General features: G+C 63.7%; 15 protein-coding genes. 1 reads left to right on the top strand and 14 read right to left on the bottom strand.

Features of this window, described 5'->3' with window-relative positions; translation table 11 throughout:
* Positions 1 to 76: 76 nt before the first annotated feature.
* The 3 genes from BN3266_RS13040 to BN3266_RS01070 form a co-directional block, all read right to left on the bottom strand.
* Positions 77 to 385 (bottom strand): ArsR/SmtB family transcription factor, encoded by a 309-nt coding sequence (locus tag BN3266_RS13040; RefSeq protein WP_002586618.1) that lies wholly within the window; start codon positions 383 to 385, stop codon positions 77 to 79.
* A 127-nt stretch (positions 386 to 512) separates the two neighbouring features.
* Positions 513 to 890 carry a TnpV protein gene (locus BN3266_RS01065; RefSeq protein WP_002586617.1) on the bottom strand — a complete coding sequence of 126 codons (378 nt, stop codon included), beginning with the start codon at positions 888 to 890 and terminating at the stop codon, positions 513 to 515.
* Between the two features lie 428 nt (positions 891 to 1,318).
* A complete protein-coding gene (locus BN3266_RS01070) occupies positions 1,319 to 2,071 on the bottom strand; it encodes a MerR family transcriptional regulator (RefSeq protein ID WP_059003096.1) in 753 nt (250 codons plus the stop codon).
* Between the two features lie 217 nt (positions 2,072 to 2,288).
* Here BN3266_RS01070 and BN3266_RS01075 point away from each other — a divergent pair, with 217 nt between their 5' ends.
* Positions 2,289 to 3,434 carry a GGDEF domain-containing protein gene (locus tag BN3266_RS01075; protein WP_059003098.1) on the top strand — a complete coding sequence of 382 codons (1,146 nt, stop codon included), beginning with the start codon at positions 2,289 to 2,291 and terminating at the stop codon, positions 3,432 to 3,434.
* Positions 3,435 to 3,491: 57 nt separating this feature from the next.
* On the opposite strand, the gene aspS is transcribed toward BN3266_RS01075, so the two are convergent.
* The 11 genes from aspS to BN3266_RS13365 form a co-directional block, all read right to left on the bottom strand.
* Positions 3,492 to 5,276, bottom strand: a complete 1,785-nt coding sequence (gene aspS, locus BN3266_RS01080) for an aspartate--tRNA ligase (RefSeq protein WP_242861695.1) — start codon at positions 5,274 to 5,276, stop codon at positions 3,492 to 3,494.
* Between the two features lie 12 nt (positions 5,277 to 5,288).
* The gene (gene hisS / locus BN3266_RS01085) at positions 5,289 to 6,545 is read right to left on the bottom strand and encodes a histidine--tRNA ligase (RefSeq protein ID WP_059003816.1); all 1,257 of its coding nucleotides are present in this window, start codon (positions 6,543 to 6,545) and stop codon (positions 5,289 to 5,291) included.
* A 398-nt stretch (positions 6,546 to 6,943) separates the two neighbouring features.
* Positions 6,944 to 7,345, bottom strand: a complete 402-nt coding sequence (locus BN3266_RS01090; RefSeq protein WP_021658297.1) for a methylglyoxal synthase — start codon at positions 7,343 to 7,345, stop codon at positions 6,944 to 6,946.
* Positions 7,346 to 7,371: 26 nt separating this feature from the next.
* On the bottom strand, positions 7,372 to 8,103 hold the full coding sequence (locus BN3266_RS01095; RefSeq protein WP_059003100.1) for a nucleotide-binding protein: 732 nt from the start codon (positions 8,101 to 8,103) through the stop codon (positions 7,372 to 7,374).
* Positions 8,104 to 8,252: 149 nt separating this feature from the next.
* On the bottom strand, positions 8,253 to 10,331 hold the full coding sequence (locus BN3266_RS01100; RefSeq protein WP_021658299.1) for a penicillin-binding transpeptidase domain-containing protein: 2,079 nt from the start codon (positions 10,329 to 10,331) through the stop codon (positions 8,253 to 8,255).
* Positions 10,332 to 10,374: 43 nt separating this feature from the next.
* On the bottom strand, positions 10,375 to 10,893 hold the full coding sequence (mreD, locus tag BN3266_RS01105) for a rod shape-determining protein MreD (protein ID WP_059003102.1): 519 nt from the start codon (positions 10,891 to 10,893) through the stop codon (positions 10,375 to 10,377).
* Positions 10,894 to 10,956: 63 nt separating this feature from the next.
* Complete coding sequence (gene mreC / locus BN3266_RS01110) at positions 10,957 to 11,784, bottom strand: rod shape-determining protein MreC (RefSeq protein ID WP_059003104.1); 828 nt, start codon at positions 11,782 to 11,784, stop codon at positions 10,957 to 10,959.
* Between the two features lie 160 nt (positions 11,785 to 11,944).
* Positions 11,945 to 12,964, bottom strand: a complete 1,020-nt coding sequence (locus BN3266_RS01115) for a rod shape-determining protein (RefSeq protein WP_021658302.1) — start codon at positions 12,962 to 12,964, stop codon at positions 11,945 to 11,947.
* Between the two features lie 242 nt (positions 12,965 to 13,206).
* Positions 13,207 to 13,791, bottom strand: coding sequence for a Maf family protein (locus BN3266_RS01120; RefSeq protein WP_059003106.1), 585 nt, complete (start codon positions 13,789 to 13,791; stop codon positions 13,207 to 13,209).
* A 24-nt stretch (positions 13,792 to 13,815) separates the two neighbouring features.
* Positions 13,816 to 14,265 carry a dUTP diphosphatase gene (gene dut, locus BN3266_RS01125; protein ID WP_059003108.1) on the bottom strand — a complete coding sequence of 150 codons (450 nt, stop codon included), beginning with the start codon at positions 14,263 to 14,265 and terminating at the stop codon, positions 13,816 to 13,818.
* A gap of 28 nt (positions 14,266 to 14,293) precedes the next feature.
* Complete coding sequence (locus BN3266_RS13365) at positions 14,294 to 15,055, bottom strand: hypothetical protein (RefSeq protein ID WP_059003110.1); 762 nt, start codon at positions 15,053 to 15,055, stop codon at positions 14,294 to 14,296.
* Positions 15,056 to 15,093 lie beyond the last annotated feature (38 nt).

Raw genomic sequence — 15,093 nt, forward strand, 5'->3', positions numbered from 1 at the left:
TCATATAGTTATATTGAAATATGTCGATTTATCGTCCCGAATATAAGCCGTGCGGAAAAGCAATCAATAAACTTCCTCACTTTTCACAGCACGACTTGTTTTCGCTTTCAACATCAAGTGTTGTCAACTGCCGCAAACATTCTTTTGCCTGCTCCACACCTTTTTCTGAAATAGAATAGTGTGTCCATTTTCCCTCTTTGCGCCCGACAACTATTTCAGCGTCACAAAGAATTTTCATATGGTGGGAAAGCGTAGGCTGCGTGACATTGATTTCTTCTAGCAACTTGCAAGCACATTTTTCACCTGAACGCAGCAGTTTTATAATCCTAATGCGGTTTTCATCACAAAACGCTTTGAAAATTGCCGCAATTCTTTTTTCATCCATCTCTCTCAATCACCTCCTATAGATAAATGTCTATGTGTTATTATATGCAACACATAGAAAAATGTCAATATATTTTTTTGATTTAAGTGAAACAGCGGTAGGAAAACTAAATCCTACCGCTGTCTTCTTATGCAAAGATGATTTCTTTTTCCACAATCTCCTTTGCACACGCCCGTATGTTATTCATTCTCTGTGTCCATTCCAAAGCGTTTTCCGCCTTTAACTGCTCCGTAATACCCTGCACCCGTTTCATCTGCTCTGTGAGCCTTTCCATGCGTTCCTGCGCCTGCCTGTCGATGTCAGCAAGGTAATTGTTCAGTCTGCCGCTTGTGAACAAGGTTATGTAGGTGGCTCGGCGGTATTCTTTCAGATACCGCAAGTGCCGCTGTCCCCACAAACCAATAGGCTGTTCTTTTTCGGCTGGTAAGATAAGACATGGGATATAATAATCTCCTTGCAGTTCATACCACAGACCATTTTTATCATCGTAAATGTACTTGTCCATTGAAAAATCCTCCGTTATAATATATTCGCACATACATCACAGTTCTCCGATTGCCACACTTTGTTATATCTTGTTATGAGATTTTCTTGCCCTTGTATTTGCCCTTATGAGCAATGAGGGAAAGAGTAAACTTGTGTGTAACCGTATAAAGAGATAAGGCAGACACATTGCGATAAATCCTTTATTTTCAAGGCTTTTGGAGGATTTTATTAAAACACTGTAACCTCTGTTGAGAGGTCATAATTTACTGATATTCAAATTCCCGTTTATTTCTCGCTTCGCCTGCTGCCTGGCTCTAAAATTTCTTTATTCTCCCCGGCCCAGTCGGGGACTGTCGGCTGTCGTCTCGCAAAAGGACAGCAAGGGAGAAAGAGAGGGCGCTTCGCACAGCGGCGAAGCGCCCTCTCTTATTCTAGGCGATCCGGCAGTTACCGGGCCTTGGCGGCAATGCACCGGGCCACAAAGGCGGCGGTGCCTGCGCCGGCTTTGTCCATGCTCTCGGCAAAGCGGGGGTCGGCGGCGTACATCTCGCCCAGGCCGGCCAGTATCTCGTCGGTACAGGGGTAGTAGTGCGCGGTGATGAAGTCCTGCCAGCGCCGCACCGCGGCGGCGGCCTCTGGACTGTCGGGGGCGACGCCCTCTGCCATCAGCCGGGAGAAGGCGGCGAAAATCGCCTCCATCTCCCCTGCGAGGGCGGCCCAGTCGTCGGGGGTGTAGGCGGCGGTGCGCCGCTGGCTCTCCCGATAGGCGTCGGTGTCGCCCCAGCGGGCGTGTGCTTCCTCGCGATAGGCCTCTTTGGCCCGATCGATTTTGTCCATTGAAAATTCCTCCAAACTGGGGGAGGCATCCCCCTCCACCGCCCGGTCCAGCAGGGCGAGCAGCCCGTCCAGCCGCTGTCGCTTGAGCAGCAGCAGTTCCCGCTGGCGGCGCATGGCCTCCTTTCGGTCGTAGGCGGGGTGGTCCAGAATAGCGGCGATCTCGCCGAGGGGAAAGTCCAGTTCCCGCAAAAAGAGGATCTCCTGCAGCCGTTCCCGCTCGGCCTGTCCGTAGAGCCGGTAGCCCGCCTCGGTCTTTAGGCCGGGGCGCAGCAGGCCGATGCGGTCGTAGTGGTGCAGGGTGCGCGCCGTGATTCCCGCCTGTCGGGCCACCTGGGCCACCGTCCACAGAGTTTCTCCCTCCATCCTGTATCTGCCTCCTTGTCGCTGTTCTGTCTTGACCGGTCTGGCTTTAGCATACCCTATGACGTAGGGGCAAGGTCAAGGGGGCGGCTAAAAAATTTTTCAAAACCATCCCTATGGAGGCGGGGTGGATTGCGCGGCGGTGGACAGCGGCGGTATAATGGGTAAAACAAAGGGCTATCGGGCAAGCGCCCGAGAGAGGCGAAAGGGGGAGAGACCGATGAGGATCGACTGCAGCATCGCCCTGGACGTTCTGTCCATGACCAACCTCTCCATCCTGCTGTTTGGCCTGCGGGGGAGGGAGAGGGGCGACAGGGCAAACCGCGCTTACTTCCAGATCGTTTTGCTGGTGCTGGCCTTTTTGGCACTGGACGTGGCCTATCTGGCCCTCTACGGCCGCCCCTGGGCGCGCGTTGCCATCGCCGCAGTCAAAAGTGCCTACTTTGTGGTGAACGCCGCCATCGTCTGGACCTGGGCGCGCTTTGTGCTGCACACCCTCTTCCCCGGCGCGGCGGACGGGCACTCTGCCCTCTACACCGCCCTCTTTGCCGCGGATGCGGCCATCGTCTTGGTCAACTGCTTTTGCGGGTGGATGTTCTCCATCTCGGAGGAGGGGACCATCGTCATCGGCTATGCGGCGATGTGGACCTTCACCCTCCTCAACTACCTCTCCATCGCCGCGGTGATGCTGCTCCTTTACAGAAGCCGCAACTGGGTCAAGCGGGAGACCCTCCTCCCCTTCCTCCTCTTCCCCGTCCTCCCCCTCTGCGCGGAACTGGTGCAGATCGCCGTTCGGAGCGTCTCCCTCATCTGCACCTACGCCCTCTCCACCCTCATGCTCTACCAGGTCTCCCAGGGCAGTCTGATCTACACCGACGCCCTCACCGGCCTGGGCAACCGGCGACTGCTGGACGAATACCTGGGCCGCTGGTTTGACGGCGCCGGCTCGGGGAAGGTCTGTGGGGTGATGATCGACCTGGATGGGCTCAAGGCCATCAACGACACCTGCGGGCACCTGTGCGGCGACCAGATGCTGGTGCGGATGGCAGAGGTCATCCGCCGGAGCGAGCGCAAGGGGATGGTGGCCACCCGGTACGGGGGCGATGAGTTTGTCGTGGTCTGGCGGGACGGAGAGGAGCGGACAGAGGGGCTGCTCCGCCGGTTGGAACAGGCCCGGGCCGCCCTCAACAGCCAGCCCGGCGGGGGCGGGCAGCTCTCCTTTAGCACCGGCTCCCTCTGCTGTGAGAGGGAGGGGATGAGCGCAGGCGATTTTTTGCGGCGCTTGGACGAGGAGATGTACCGGGTCAAAAACGCCAAAAAGCAGGGGGTCGCCCCTCTCGAAGCCGATTTCCCCCGCCCCAATTGAAGGAAGAGAAAAAAGAGTGCCGGATACCGGCACTCTTTTTTGATGGGCAGGGGGAATCTATTCGGGCTGCACCAGGGCGATGGAGAGCTCCTCCAACTGGCTGGGGTCCACCACGTCGGGGGCGCCGCTCATCAGCTCGCTGGCATTTTGCACCTTGGGGAAGGCGATGACGTCGCGGATGGAGGACTTGCCCAGCATCAGCATCACCAGCCGGTCGAGGCCGTAGGCCATGCCGCCGTGGGGGGGAACGCCGTAGGAGAAGGCGTCGATGAGGAAGCCGAAGCGGCGGTGCGCCTCCTCCGCGGTGAAGCCCAGGGCCGCAAACATCCGGTCCTGCAGTGCGGGGTCGGAGATGCGGATGGAGCCGCCGCCCACCTCGCAGCCGTTGAGCACCATGTCGTAGGCGCGGGCCCGGGCGTGGGCGGGGTCGCTCTCGATCTTGTCCACGTCCTCCAGAGCGGGGGCGGTGAAGGGGTGGTGTTTGGCCACATAGCGGTCCTCCTCCTCGCTGTACTCGAAGAGGGGGAAGTCGGTGACCCAGAGGAAGTCAAAGCGATTGGGGTCGATGAGGCCGTGTTTCTCGGCCAGTTCGCAGCGCAGGGCGCCCAGGGCGGTCTGCACCGTCTCCTCGCTCTGGTCGGCCACCACCAGCAGCACGTCCCCGGGCTGCAGATCGGCCGCCTGGCGGACAGCCGCCACCTCCTCCTCGGTGAGGAACTTCTCAAAGCTGGAACTGGCGGTGCCGTCCTCCCCCAGCCGGGTGAAGGCGAGGCCCTTGGCCCGGTAGGTCTTGACAAAGTCGGTCAGCTTGTCGATCTGCTTGCGGCTCAGCTCGCCGTAGAGGCCCTTGGCGTTGATGGCCATCACCCGGCCGCCGGCCTCCAGCGCGCCGGAGAAGACCTTGAAGGTGCAGTCCTTCAGCGCCCCGCCCAAATCGCACAGCTCCATCCCAAAGCGGGTGTCGGGCTTGTCGCTGCCAAAGCGCTCCATGGCCTCGCGGTAGGGCATCCGCAGGAAGGGGGTCGGGATGTCCCGGCCCAGGATCTCCTGAAAGACGTACTTCATAAAGCCCTCGTTGACCGACATGACGTCGTCCTCCTCGACAAAGGACATCTCCAAATCGATCTGGGTGAACTCGGGCTGCCGGTCGGCCCGCAGGTCCTCATCCCGGAAGCACTTGACCACCTGCATGTAGCGGTCAAAGCCCGAGAGCATCAGTAGCTGTTTGTACATCTGGGGGGACTGGGGCAGGGCGTAAAAGGCGCCGGGGTGCACCCGGCTGGGCACCAGGTAGTCCCGCGCCCCCTCGGGGGTGGACTTGATGAGCATGGGGGTCTCGATCTCCAAAAAGTCGTTGCGGTCAAAGTAGTCCCGCGCGGCCTTGACGATCTTGTGGCGGGCCAGCAGGGGGGCCATCACCTCGGGGCGGCGCAGGTCCAGGTAGCGGTAGCGCAGCCGCACCTCGTCCTTGACGTTGATGGAGTCGTTGATTTCAAAGGGCGGGGTCTTGGCTTTGGCCAGCACCCGCAACTCGGTGACGTAGATCTCGATGTCGCCGTTTTTCAGGTCGGGGTTCTTGCTCTCCCGCTCCCGCACGGTGCCGGTGACGGCCAGCACAAATTCCGCCCGGGCGGAGAAGGCCTTTTCAAAGATGCCGCGGTCGGTGCCGTCGTCAAAGGCCAACTGGACAATGCCGGTGCGGTCGCGCAGGTCGATAAAGATCAGGTTGCCCAGGTCCCGCTGTTTCTGCACCCAGCCGCAGACACTCGCCTGCTGGCCGATCTGGGCGGCGGTGACTTCGCCGCAGTAACTGGTCCTCTTAAAGCCGTGAATGGTCTCCATCAGCAATTCCTCCTATTTTTCACACAGCAGGGCGGGCAGGGCCTCCAGGGTGGTCTCCTCCACCTGGCCGTCGTCCATCCGCTTCAGTTTGATCTGCCCGGTCTTGACCTCGTCGTCCCCCAACACCACCGTGTAGCGGGCGCCCAGCTTGTCGGCGTACTTCATCTGCGCCTTCAAGCTGCGGCCCTGCACGTCGCTCTCGGCGTGCAGCCCGGCCCGGCGCAGCCGCAGGGCCAGTTTCTGCGCCTCCACCGAGGCGCCCTGGCCGATGGAGGCCAGGAAGATGTCACAGGCGGGGGGCTCACCCAGGGAGGCGCCGTCGTTTTCCATCACCGCCAGCAGCCGCTGCAGCCCCACCGCAAAGCCGATGGCCGGGGTGGAGGGGCCGCCCAGGGTCTCCAGCAGGCCGTCGTAGCGACCGCCGCCGCAGACGGTGCCCTGGGCGCCGATGGAGGTGGAGACAAACTCAAAGACCGTCTTGGTGTAGTAGTCCAGCCCGCGGACGATCTGGGGGTTGACGGTGAAGGGGATGTCCATGGCCGTCAGCCGCTCCTTGAGGGAGGCGAAGTGGTCGGCGCACTCGTCGCAGAGGTTGTCGATCCCCAGCGGCGCGCCCTTGGCCACCTCTTTGCAGCTGTCGTTTTTGCAGTCGAGGATGCGCAGGGGGTTTTTCTCCAGCCGCTCCCGGCAGGTGGGACAGAGGGAGTCGATGTGCTGGGCGAAATAGGCCCGCAGTTTTTCGTGGTAGGCGGGCCGGCAGTTGGGGCAGCCGATGGAGTTGAGCTCCAGGGCGATGTCGGAGATGCCCAGGGTGGTGAAGATGTCGGCCACCAGGGCGATCACCTCGGCGTCCACCGCCGGGTCCTGGCTGCCGAACACCTCGGCCCCGAACTGGCGGAACTCGCGGAAGCGGCCCGCCTGGGGTTTTTCGTAGCGAAAACAGTTGATGAGATAGTTCAGCTTCAGGGGGAGGGGGTTGTTGAGCAGGCCGTGTTCCAGCACGCAGCGGGCGACCCCGGCGGTCCCCTCCGGCCGCAGGGTGATGGAGCGGCTCCCCTTGTCCTGAAAGGTGTACATCTCCTTTTGCACGATGTCGGTGGTGTCGCCCACCCCCCGGTCGAAGAGGCCGGTGTGCTCAAAGGTGGGGGTGCGCACTTCCGAGAAGCCGTAGCGGCGGGCCAGGTCCATCAGCTTGCCCTCGATGAAGTGCCACTTGTAACTCTCCTGTGGCAGCACGTCCTGGGTGCCGCGGGGGGCGGTGGTGATCAGTTTTGCCATGTTGGTTTCCTTCCTTTCTCACGGGCGGTTTGATGGGGCGGACGAAACATAAAAAGAACCCCATCCCCAAAGGGACGAGGTTCGTACTCGCGGTGCCACCCTTGTTGGAGGGGGTACTCTCTGCGCCCTCTCCCACTCGAGACCCGGTAACGGGGGTCAAGCGGGACCCCCTCTCGCCGCAGGCGATTGCGGGGGACCGGCTCCCAGGACGTCGTTCAGCGCGGCGGCCCGGTCCCCCTTGCAGCCGGTGGAGGGACTCTCTCGGCGGGCGTGATCGCGCCTACTGCTCCTGTTCGCAGCCATTTTTCTGTCGGTTTTCAGTATAATCCAAACCCCGCAAAAGCACAAGGCCCCGGGGCAAAAAAAGCGGTTTCTTGCCGGGGAAAGGCCTATTTGGGGTTGACGATGTTGCGCCAGTCCAGGTCGCCCCGGTCCAGGCCGTGGATCAGCACCTCGGCGGTGGCCATGTTGGTGGCGACCGGGATGTTGTGCACGTCGCAGAGCCGGAAGAGGTTGTCGTCCCCTTCCCTATTTTTGCGCTGGGTGATGGAGTCGCGGAAGAACAGCACCAGGTCGATCTCGTTGGAGGCGACCAGCGCTGCGATTTGCTGCTGGCCCCCCTGGGCCCCGGCCAGATACTTCTGGATGGGCAGGCCGGTGGCCTCTGCCACCAGGCGGCCGGTGGTGCCGGTGGCACAGATGTCGTGGCGGCTCAAGATCCCGCAGTAGGCGATACAGAACTGAACCATCAGTTCTTTTTTGGAGTCGTTTGCGATGAGCGCTATGTTCAAAGTAGACCCTCCCGTCTATTTATTCTCTACTGTACTGCCAGGGGGACCTGCTCCCCCTCCAACCGCCTGGCGATGTTCGCAAAGGCGGTGGCGGCCTCCCCCTCCGGCAGGGCGCGGCCAGACACGGCCGCCAGGTGCAGGGCGGTGCTCTCGGGCAACACCCCCAACAGCCGGGCCCCCACGGTGTCGATGATCTCGTCCAGGTCGGAGATGGGGCCCCGCGCCACGGCCTTGGCGTCCACCCGGTTGATGATGAGGCGGCGGCGGGTGATGCCGGCCTCCGCCAGCAGGTCGCAGACCACACCCCCGTCCCGCGCGGAAATGGGGTCGGGGGTGGCGACGATCAGCGCCGAGCGGGCGGCGGTACAGCCCACCTTGAAGCCGTAGCCGATGCCTGCGGGCGCGTCCAAAAAGGTGTAGTCGTAAAACCGGTCCAGCCCCTGGCAGAGCCAGGCCAGCCGGTGGGGCTCGATGCGGTCCTCCGGGGAGAAGGGGGCGCAGAGAAGCTGCAGGTTTTTGCAGAGGGGGGAGGAGACGATGGCCTCGCTCGGCTTGACCCGGCCGGCCGTCACGTCCCCCAGGTGGTAGACCGTCTGCTCGGAGATGCCGGCGATCACGTCCAAAGAGCGCAGGCCGGTGTCCAGCTCGATGATGAGGACCTTTCGCCCCCGCAGGGCGAGGGTCAGCCCGGTGTAAAACGAGACGGTGGATTTCCCCACCCCGCCCTTGCCGGAGGTGACCAGCATCAGTTCTCCCATCGCTTCCCTGTCCTTTTTGCCATAAAATTATAGTTTTTGCCCAATTTTTTCAAGAAAAGCCCTATTAGCATTGTAGCATAGCGAAATTGGTTCCGTCAAATTTTTCTGCGCTCCCCCTAAAAAAGGGGACCGCCTGCCGGGCTCCCCGGTCAGCCCTGGGGCTGCTGGGGGTCGGCTGCAGGGGCGCCCTCCTGCCCGTCTGCGGCGCTCTCCTCTTCCGGGGGGAAGAAGTAGGCGTTCATGATGTCCCGCGCCAGGGTGGGCAGATAGACGCTGTCGCCGCCGTGCTCGATGATGATGCAGACGGCGATCTCGGGGTCGCCCACCGGCCCGAAACAGATGAACACGGCGTTGGGGCTGCCGCCGGGCACCTGGGGGGTACCGGTCTTGGCGCCCACCGTATAGGTGTAGTTGGCAAAGCCGGAGCGGCCGCTGCCCACCTTTGCCACGGCCACCATCCCGGCCTCAACGGCGGCAAAGTCCTCTTCCGAAACATCCACCTTGGTGGACTGAACGGGGGTCTCGTAGACCGTTTCGCTGCCGTCGTGCCGCTCAATGCTCTTGACCACATGGGGGGTGTAGTGGGTGCCGTGGTTGGCGATGGTGGCGGCGTAGTTGGCCAGCTGCAGCGGGGTGACGGTGGTGTAGCCCTGGCCGATACCGGCCTGGATCACGTCGCCCGGGCCCCACTTCTCGGTGGGGTTGAGCTGGGATTTGACGTCGGGGCTGGAGATCTGGCCGGAGGATTCGGCCAGTTCGACCCCGGTCTTGACCCCCAGGCCCAACTGGTTGGCGATCTTGCCGATGGGGTCGATCCCCACCCGGCGGGCCACGTCGTAAAAGTAGATGTTGCAGGAGACCTGCAGCGCCCTCGTCAGGCTGATGTTCCCGTGGGTGCCGAGGCACTGGGGCTGGTAGTCGCTGTAATAGGTGTAGACGTGGCCGCAGTAGACGGTGGAGGAGGGGGTGATGGTCCCCTCGCTGAGCCCCGCCAGGGCCACCGCGGGCTTGAAGACCGAGCCGGGGGTGTAGGTGCCCTTAAAGGCCCGGTTGTAGAGGGGGCGGCGGCTGTCCTCCAGCAGTTCGGTATAGTTTTTTTGAAAGGTGTTCACGTCGTAGGTGGGGGAGTTGACGGCCGCCAGGATCTCGCCGGTGCGGGTGTCGATGACCACGGCGGTGCCGGCGTTGGCGTCCCGCCCCTTGTCCACCCCCTTGGTGGCGGCGATCTCCTTGATTTTGGCGTCCAGCAATTCCTGCACGGTGGCCTGCAGCCGGGCGTCGATGGTGAGGCGGACGGTGTTGCCGGCCACCGGCTGCTGCACCTCCTCCACCGAGAGGATGTTGCCCTGTTTGTCCCGGGAGACCTGGGTCTTGCCCGGGGTGCCCTTTAGATAGGACTCGTAGAGCTTTTCAACGCCGTCTTTGCCCACGGTGGCGTTGAGCTTGTACCCCTGCTGGGAGAGCTCGGTGTACTCCTCGGCGGAGATGGGGCCGATGTAGCCCAGCAGGTGGGGGGCCAGGGTGCCATTGGGGTATTCCCGCACCGTGTCCTCGACGATGTCCACCCCGGGGTAGGTGACGTTTTTCTCCTGCACCATGGTGACGGTGGTCATGGACACGTCCTCGGCAAAGGTGTATGGGGTGCCGTTGGAGTAGCCCCGCTCCACCATCTCGTAGCGCACCCCGGCGATCTTGCGGGCGGTGGCCCGGTCGTACTCCTGCAGGTCGTAGGTGTCGATGAGTTTGTCCATCACGTTCTCGGCGGTGGCGTAGACGTTGAGGTTGTTCTGCCGCTTGACCTTGGCGATGGTGGCCTCCACCTTTTCGTCAGAGGGCTGGTCCTCCCCGTCGGGCACCTGGTAGGGGGCAAAGGCGAAGGGTTCGGCGAGGGTGATGGGGAGGGTGTCGTTCCAGCTGTCGCCGTTTTGCTCCAAGATCTCGATCATGGCGAGGATGGTGGCGTTGAGCTGGTCGGCGGGCAGGTAGAGGCGGTTGAACTGCACGTTGAAGCACATGCGGTTGCGCGCCAAAGCCACGCCGTTGCGGTCGACGATCTCCCCCCGCGCCGCCTCGGTGGTGTTGGTGTAGACCGAGGTGGAGCGGTTGAGCTCGGCGTACTCCGCCCCCCTGACGATCTGGGTCTTAAACAGGGAGACCGAAAAGAGCCCCCCCACGAGAAGGATGAGGATGGCCAGGTAAAAGAGGCGGTTTTTCAGCAGGTTTCGCAAGGAAGGTCCCTCCTTTTCGGCGCGCCCGACGGGCAGGCGGGGCTTACTCCTCCACGGCGTAGCGGCGGGCGATCCGCCGGGCCAGCCAGAAGAGGGGCGGGCAGTAGACCAGGGTGTACCCGGCCATGGGCAGCAGGGTGTGCAGCAGCAGGTAGAGGCTGCCCCCCTGGTAGAAGATCAAGAAGTTGAAGAGGTAGTCCAGCCCCACCGCCACCAGCAGGGCGGCGGCACAGGCGAGGGTGAAGTTGACGGTGTTCTGCCGGATCCAGAAGAGGAAACAGAAGCTGACCGCCACGCAGAGAACGCAGAGGATGATCCCGAAAAAACCCGAGATGCGGGAGGCGGACAGGTCCCACATCAACCCGGCCAGGGCGCCGAAGATGGCGCCCGCCAGCTCGTTTTCGAGGACGGCCACCGCCAGGCAGACCGGCACCACCAGCACCGGCTGGATGGAGCCGATGGCCAGCAGCCCCGGCGTGGTCTGCACGATGTAGCAGAAAAAGAGCAGCAGGGCGTAAAAGAGCCACTTGAGAAAGCGCTCTTTCCCCTTTTTGGTGGGCATCTCTCGCCCCCCTTTCCCTTCACAAGTCGGTGATCTTGCAGGCGGTTTTGTCCGGCGGCGGGATCAGTAGGCCTTGACCACCATCACCGAGGTCACCTCCGACGGGTCGACCGCCGGCTGCACCACCGCGTATTTGGAGATGCCGGAGGACTCCATCTGCACCTCCAGCACGGTGCCGATGAGCAGGTCGGCCGGATAGGTGCCCCCCAAATCGGAACTCATCACCAGTTCGCCCTCCTTCACCTCTGAGGTGGGGGCCAGGTAGCGCAGCTTGGTCTTCCCCTCCTGGGCGAGGCCCACATCCCCCTCCACCATGCCGGGGTCCCGGCTGGCGGTGGCGGTGGCCCCCACCTTGAAGGCCGGGTCCAGCAGGGTGGTGACCACCGCGTAGTTGGGCCCCACCTCGCTGATGATCCCCACCATCCCTGCCTGGGTGATGACCGGGTCCTGCAGGGCAATGCCCTGGTCGCTGCCCCGGTCGATTTTAAAGGAGTAGAAGCGGCTGCTGGAATCCCGGGCGATGACGCTGGCCGCCTCCATCTCAAAGGTGGGGTGCTCCTCCTGGATCTGCAGCATCTCCCGGTAGGTCTCGTTCTCGCTCTTGTAGCGGTCCAGGTCGGCCAGCTGCCCCTGCAGCTGGCGCACCTGCTGCTGGAGCTGGGTGTTCTCCTCCAGCAGCTCGTCGGCCAGGGTCAGCCGGTCAAAGAAGCCGCCGAACCAGCCGGTCACCGCAGAGGAGACGGCCTGAAAGGGGGTGGAGACAAAGCCGATGGCCTTGCTCGCCACCGAGCTGAGGGTGCCGCTGTACGCGGCCTGGATCATAAAGCCCAACAGAAGGGCCAAAACGCAGAGGATTACCTTGAAGCGGGTGGTCTTGAAGAAGTCACGCATGGCCTTCCCTCCTACCGACGGGTTGTGGAAAACGGTCTAAAATAGGCGGGCCGACAGCGGGCGCTCGTCGCCCTGGCCGCCATTTCCCGCCTATCCGTTTACATGGGTTGCCGGATCGCCGATCCGCGGCGGCCCCTTCCCTCAAAGGGGGCGCGCCCGATCAGTAGCTGCTGTCGCCGTCGTCGGACAGCACTTCTTTGAGCAGATCCAGGTTTTCCAGCACCTTGCCGGTCCCCTCGGCCACGCAGTCCAGGGGGTTTTCGGCAATGTGCACCGGCATCCCGGTCTCCCGGGTCACCAGTTCGTCCAGCCCCCGCAGCAGCGCGCCGCCGCCGGTCAGGGTGATGCCGTGGTCGATGATGTCGGAGGCCAGCTCGGGAGGGGTCTTTTCCAGGGTGGTCTTGATGGCGTCCACCACCTCCTGCAGGGGGGCGGCCAGGGCCTCGCGCACCTCTTTGGCGCTCAGGGAGATGTTCTTGGGCAGCCCGTCGGCCAGGTCGCGGCCCTTGATCTCCACCTCGCCCTCGCCCTCGTAGGAAGAGGCCGAGCCGATCTCGATTTTGATCATCTCGGCGGTGCGCTCGCCGATGAGCAGGTTGTAGGCCCGCTTGACGTAGTTGATGATGGAGGAGTCGAACTCGTCCCCGCCCACCCGGACGGATTTGGCCGAGACGATGCCCCCCAGGGAGATGACGGCCACCTCGCTGGTGCCGCCGCCGATGTCCACCACCATGCTGCCCATGGCCTCGGCCACCGGCAGCCCGGCGCCGATGGCGGCCGCCATCGGCTCCTCGATCACCGACACCTGCTTGGCGCCGGCCTTGAGGGCGGCTTCCCGCACGGCGCGGCGCTCCACCGCGGTGACGCCGGAGGGGATGCAGATGATGATGCGGGGGCGGGCGAACATCTTGCCGTTAAAGACCTTTTTGATGAAGATCTGCAGCATGCTGGTGGTGATGTCAAAGTCGGCGATGACGCCGTCTTTGAGCGGGCGCACGGCCACAATGGAGCCGGGGGTCCGGCCGATGACGTCTTTGGCCTCCTGTCCGACGAAGCGGACGGTGTCGGTCTTTTTGTCCACGGCGACCACCGAGGGCTCCCGCATGATGATCCCCTTGCCCCGCATGAAGACGAGGGTGTTGGCGGTGCCCAGGTCGATGCCGATATCGCGTGAAAACATGGAAATACCCCTTTCAAAGCGCGCGCCGAAGAGTGCGGGCGGGCGCCTGATGTTGTCAAAAAAATTGGTTCTCCCTGCCAAAATGCAGGCAGGCCATATCTTTTCCTATTATAAACGCTGGCCGGGCAAACCTCAACTGAATTTTATGAAGATTTTCCAACAATTTGGCCCTGCCGGCCCCTTTTTCCCAGAGAGAATGCCCCGGTTGGGCAGCCGGCAAGCGGCCGGGGGCAAAAATCTGCTTATTTTGGCGCGGGCAGCTCCTGCAGCGCCTGGCAGAGATGGGCCACCGGCAGCCCCAACACGGTGAAGTAATCCCCCTCCACCCGCCGGCAAAAGGCCGCTGCCGCCCCCTGGATGCCGTAGGCCCCGGCCTTATCGAAGGGCTCGCCGGTGGCCAGGTACCGCTCGATCTCCCAGTCGGCCAGGGGGCGGAAGGTCACCCGGCAGCTCTCCACAAACGAGCGATCCTCCCCCTGTTGCAGCAGGCAGACCCCGGTGTGCACCCAGTGGTCCCGCCCCGAGAGGGCGCGCAGCATGGCGCGGGCCCCCTCCTCGCCGTGGGGTTTGCCCAGGGCCCTGCCGTCGAGGTCCACCAGGGTGTCGCAGCCCAGGACGGTGTGGCCGCCTCCCAGCTCCTCCAGCACCGCCTGGGCCTTGATGTGGGCCAGGTGGGCCACCGCCTCCTGCGGGGGCATGGGGCGGGGCAGGGTCTCGTCGGCCCCGCTGACGCGGACGGCAAAGTCGTCGGTGATCAGGTGCAGGTACTCCTGCCGCCGGGGCGAGGAGGAGGCCAGCACCAGGTGCAGGTGTTTGCAGTCGTACATCCCGTTTCCCTCTCTCACGGCGCCCTAGCGCTTTCCGGTGGAGCCGAAGCGCCCCTCGCCCCGGCCGGTGGTCGCCAGCTCCTCCACCTCCTGGATGGGGGGGGTGAAGATGGGGGTCAGCACCAGCTGGGCGATGCGGTCCCCGTGGCGGACGGTGTAGGGGGTGTCAAAGGTGTTTTGCAGCGAGACCAGCAGCTCGCCGGTGTAGTCGGCGTCGATGACCCCCACGCAGTTGGTGGGCACCACCCCGTGGCGGACGGCCAGCCCGCTGCGGGCGTAGATGAGCCCCACCATCTGGCCGTGGGGCATCCCCACGGCGATCCCGGTGGGGAAGATGTGGGCCTGGCCGGGCGCAAGGGTGATCTCCCCCTCCTCGGGCAGGCAGGCGCACAGGTCGTACCCGGCGCTGGATTCGGTGGCGCGGCGGGGGAGGTTTGCCCCCTCCCGCAGCCGTTTGATCTGCAACTTGTCCAATGGCTTCTCTCCTCGCTTGTGGCGGGCGCTAGACCGCCCGGAAATAGAGCCCCCGGGTGTACCTGCCCTGGGGGGTGCTGCGCTGTCCGGCAGCGTAGCGGCGGATGGTGGGGGCGATTTCCCCCGGGGCCTCGACGGTGAACCAGAGCAGCTCGCTGTCGGCCAGGGCCAGGGCGTCCCGCCGGTCGCCCATGTCCAGGGGAAGGCAGTTGAGCAGCTGCGACCAGCCCCCCTGGCACAGCAGGGGGAAAAGGCGGCCGGTGCGGTCCACCACCCCGCCGGTCCGGCGGCAGGCGGCGCAGCCGCCCCGGTTTTGCAGGGGGCAGGCCCGCAGGTTCATCACCGGCAGCCGCCCGTAACCCAGGGCCCGCAGAAAGACCGTCTGGGGGAACTGGGCGATCTCGGCGGCCTGTACCTCGGGCGAGAGGGTCGCCCGCACGGCCCCCATCCCCTGCAGGGCGAGGGCGGCGGGGCCGGAGAAACAGCTCAGCCCCGGGCCGGCCGTCACCTCTGCCCCGCAGCCGCGCAGCAGTTCCAGGTGGGCCAGGTTGTCCCCCTCGACCCGGGGCAGGCCCCGGGCCGCCCAGCGGCGGGCCCGCTGGGCCTCCTCCCCCTCGCCGGTGAAGAGGAGCCGGGGCAGGCAGCCGGTGAGTTTGGGCAGCAGCTCGTCCAGGAAGGGGGCCAGCCGCCGGTCCTCCAGCACCCGCAGGGGGAGGAGGATCTCGTCCAGCAGGGGCCAGACCTCCCTCGCCGCCAACAGCTGCTCCACCGCCTCGAACCGGGCGGCCAACTGCCGCCGGGCCGGGCGCCCCCTGCGGCAGCTCCCGC

Origin of the sequence: Bittarella massiliensis (ex Durand et al. 2017) (assembly GCF_001486165.1) — a bacterium.
Taxonomy (GTDB): Bacteria; Bacillota; Clostridia; order Oscillospirales; family Ruminococcaceae; genus Bittarella; species Bittarella massiliensis.

Bases quoted from the DNA above. Each gene is read 5' to 3' on its own strand.
- BN3266_RS13040 (WP_002586618.1), bottom strand. From the start codon at position 385: ATGGATGAAAAAAGAATTGCGGCAATTTTCAAAGCGTTTTGTGATGAA.
- BN3266_RS01065 (WP_002586617.1), bottom strand. From the start codon at position 890: ATGGACAAGTACATTTACGATGATAAAAATGGTCTGTGGTATGAACTG.
- BN3266_RS01070 (WP_059003096.1), bottom strand. From the start codon at position 2,071: ATGGAGGGAGAAACTCTGTGGACGGTGGCCCAGGTGGCCCGACAGGCG.
- BN3266_RS01075 (WP_059003098.1), top strand. From the start codon at position 2,289: ATGAGGATCGACTGCAGCATCGCCCTGGACGTTCTGTCCATGACCAAC.
- aspS (WP_242861695.1), bottom strand. From the start codon at position 5,276: ATGGAGACCATTCACGGCTTTAAGAGGACCAGTTACTGCGGCGAAGTC.
- BN3266_RS01095 (WP_059003100.1), bottom strand. From the start codon at position 8,103: ATGGGAGAACTGATGCTGGTCACCTCCGGCAAGGGCGGGGTGGGGAAA.
- mreD (WP_059003102.1), bottom strand. From the start codon at position 10,893: ATGCCCACCAAAAAGGGGAAAGAGCGCTTTCTCAAGTGGCTCTTTTAC.
- mreC (WP_059003104.1), bottom strand. From the start codon at position 11,784: ATGCGTGACTTCTTCAAGACCACCCGCTTCAAGGTAATCCTCTGCGTT.
- BN3266_RS01115 (WP_021658302.1), bottom strand. From the start codon at position 12,964: ATGTTTTCACGCGATATCGGCATCGACCTGGGCACCGCCAACACCCTC.
- BN3266_RS01120 (WP_059003106.1), bottom strand. From the start codon at position 13,791: ATGTACGACTGCAAACACCTGCACCTGGTGCTGGCCTCCTCCTCGCCC.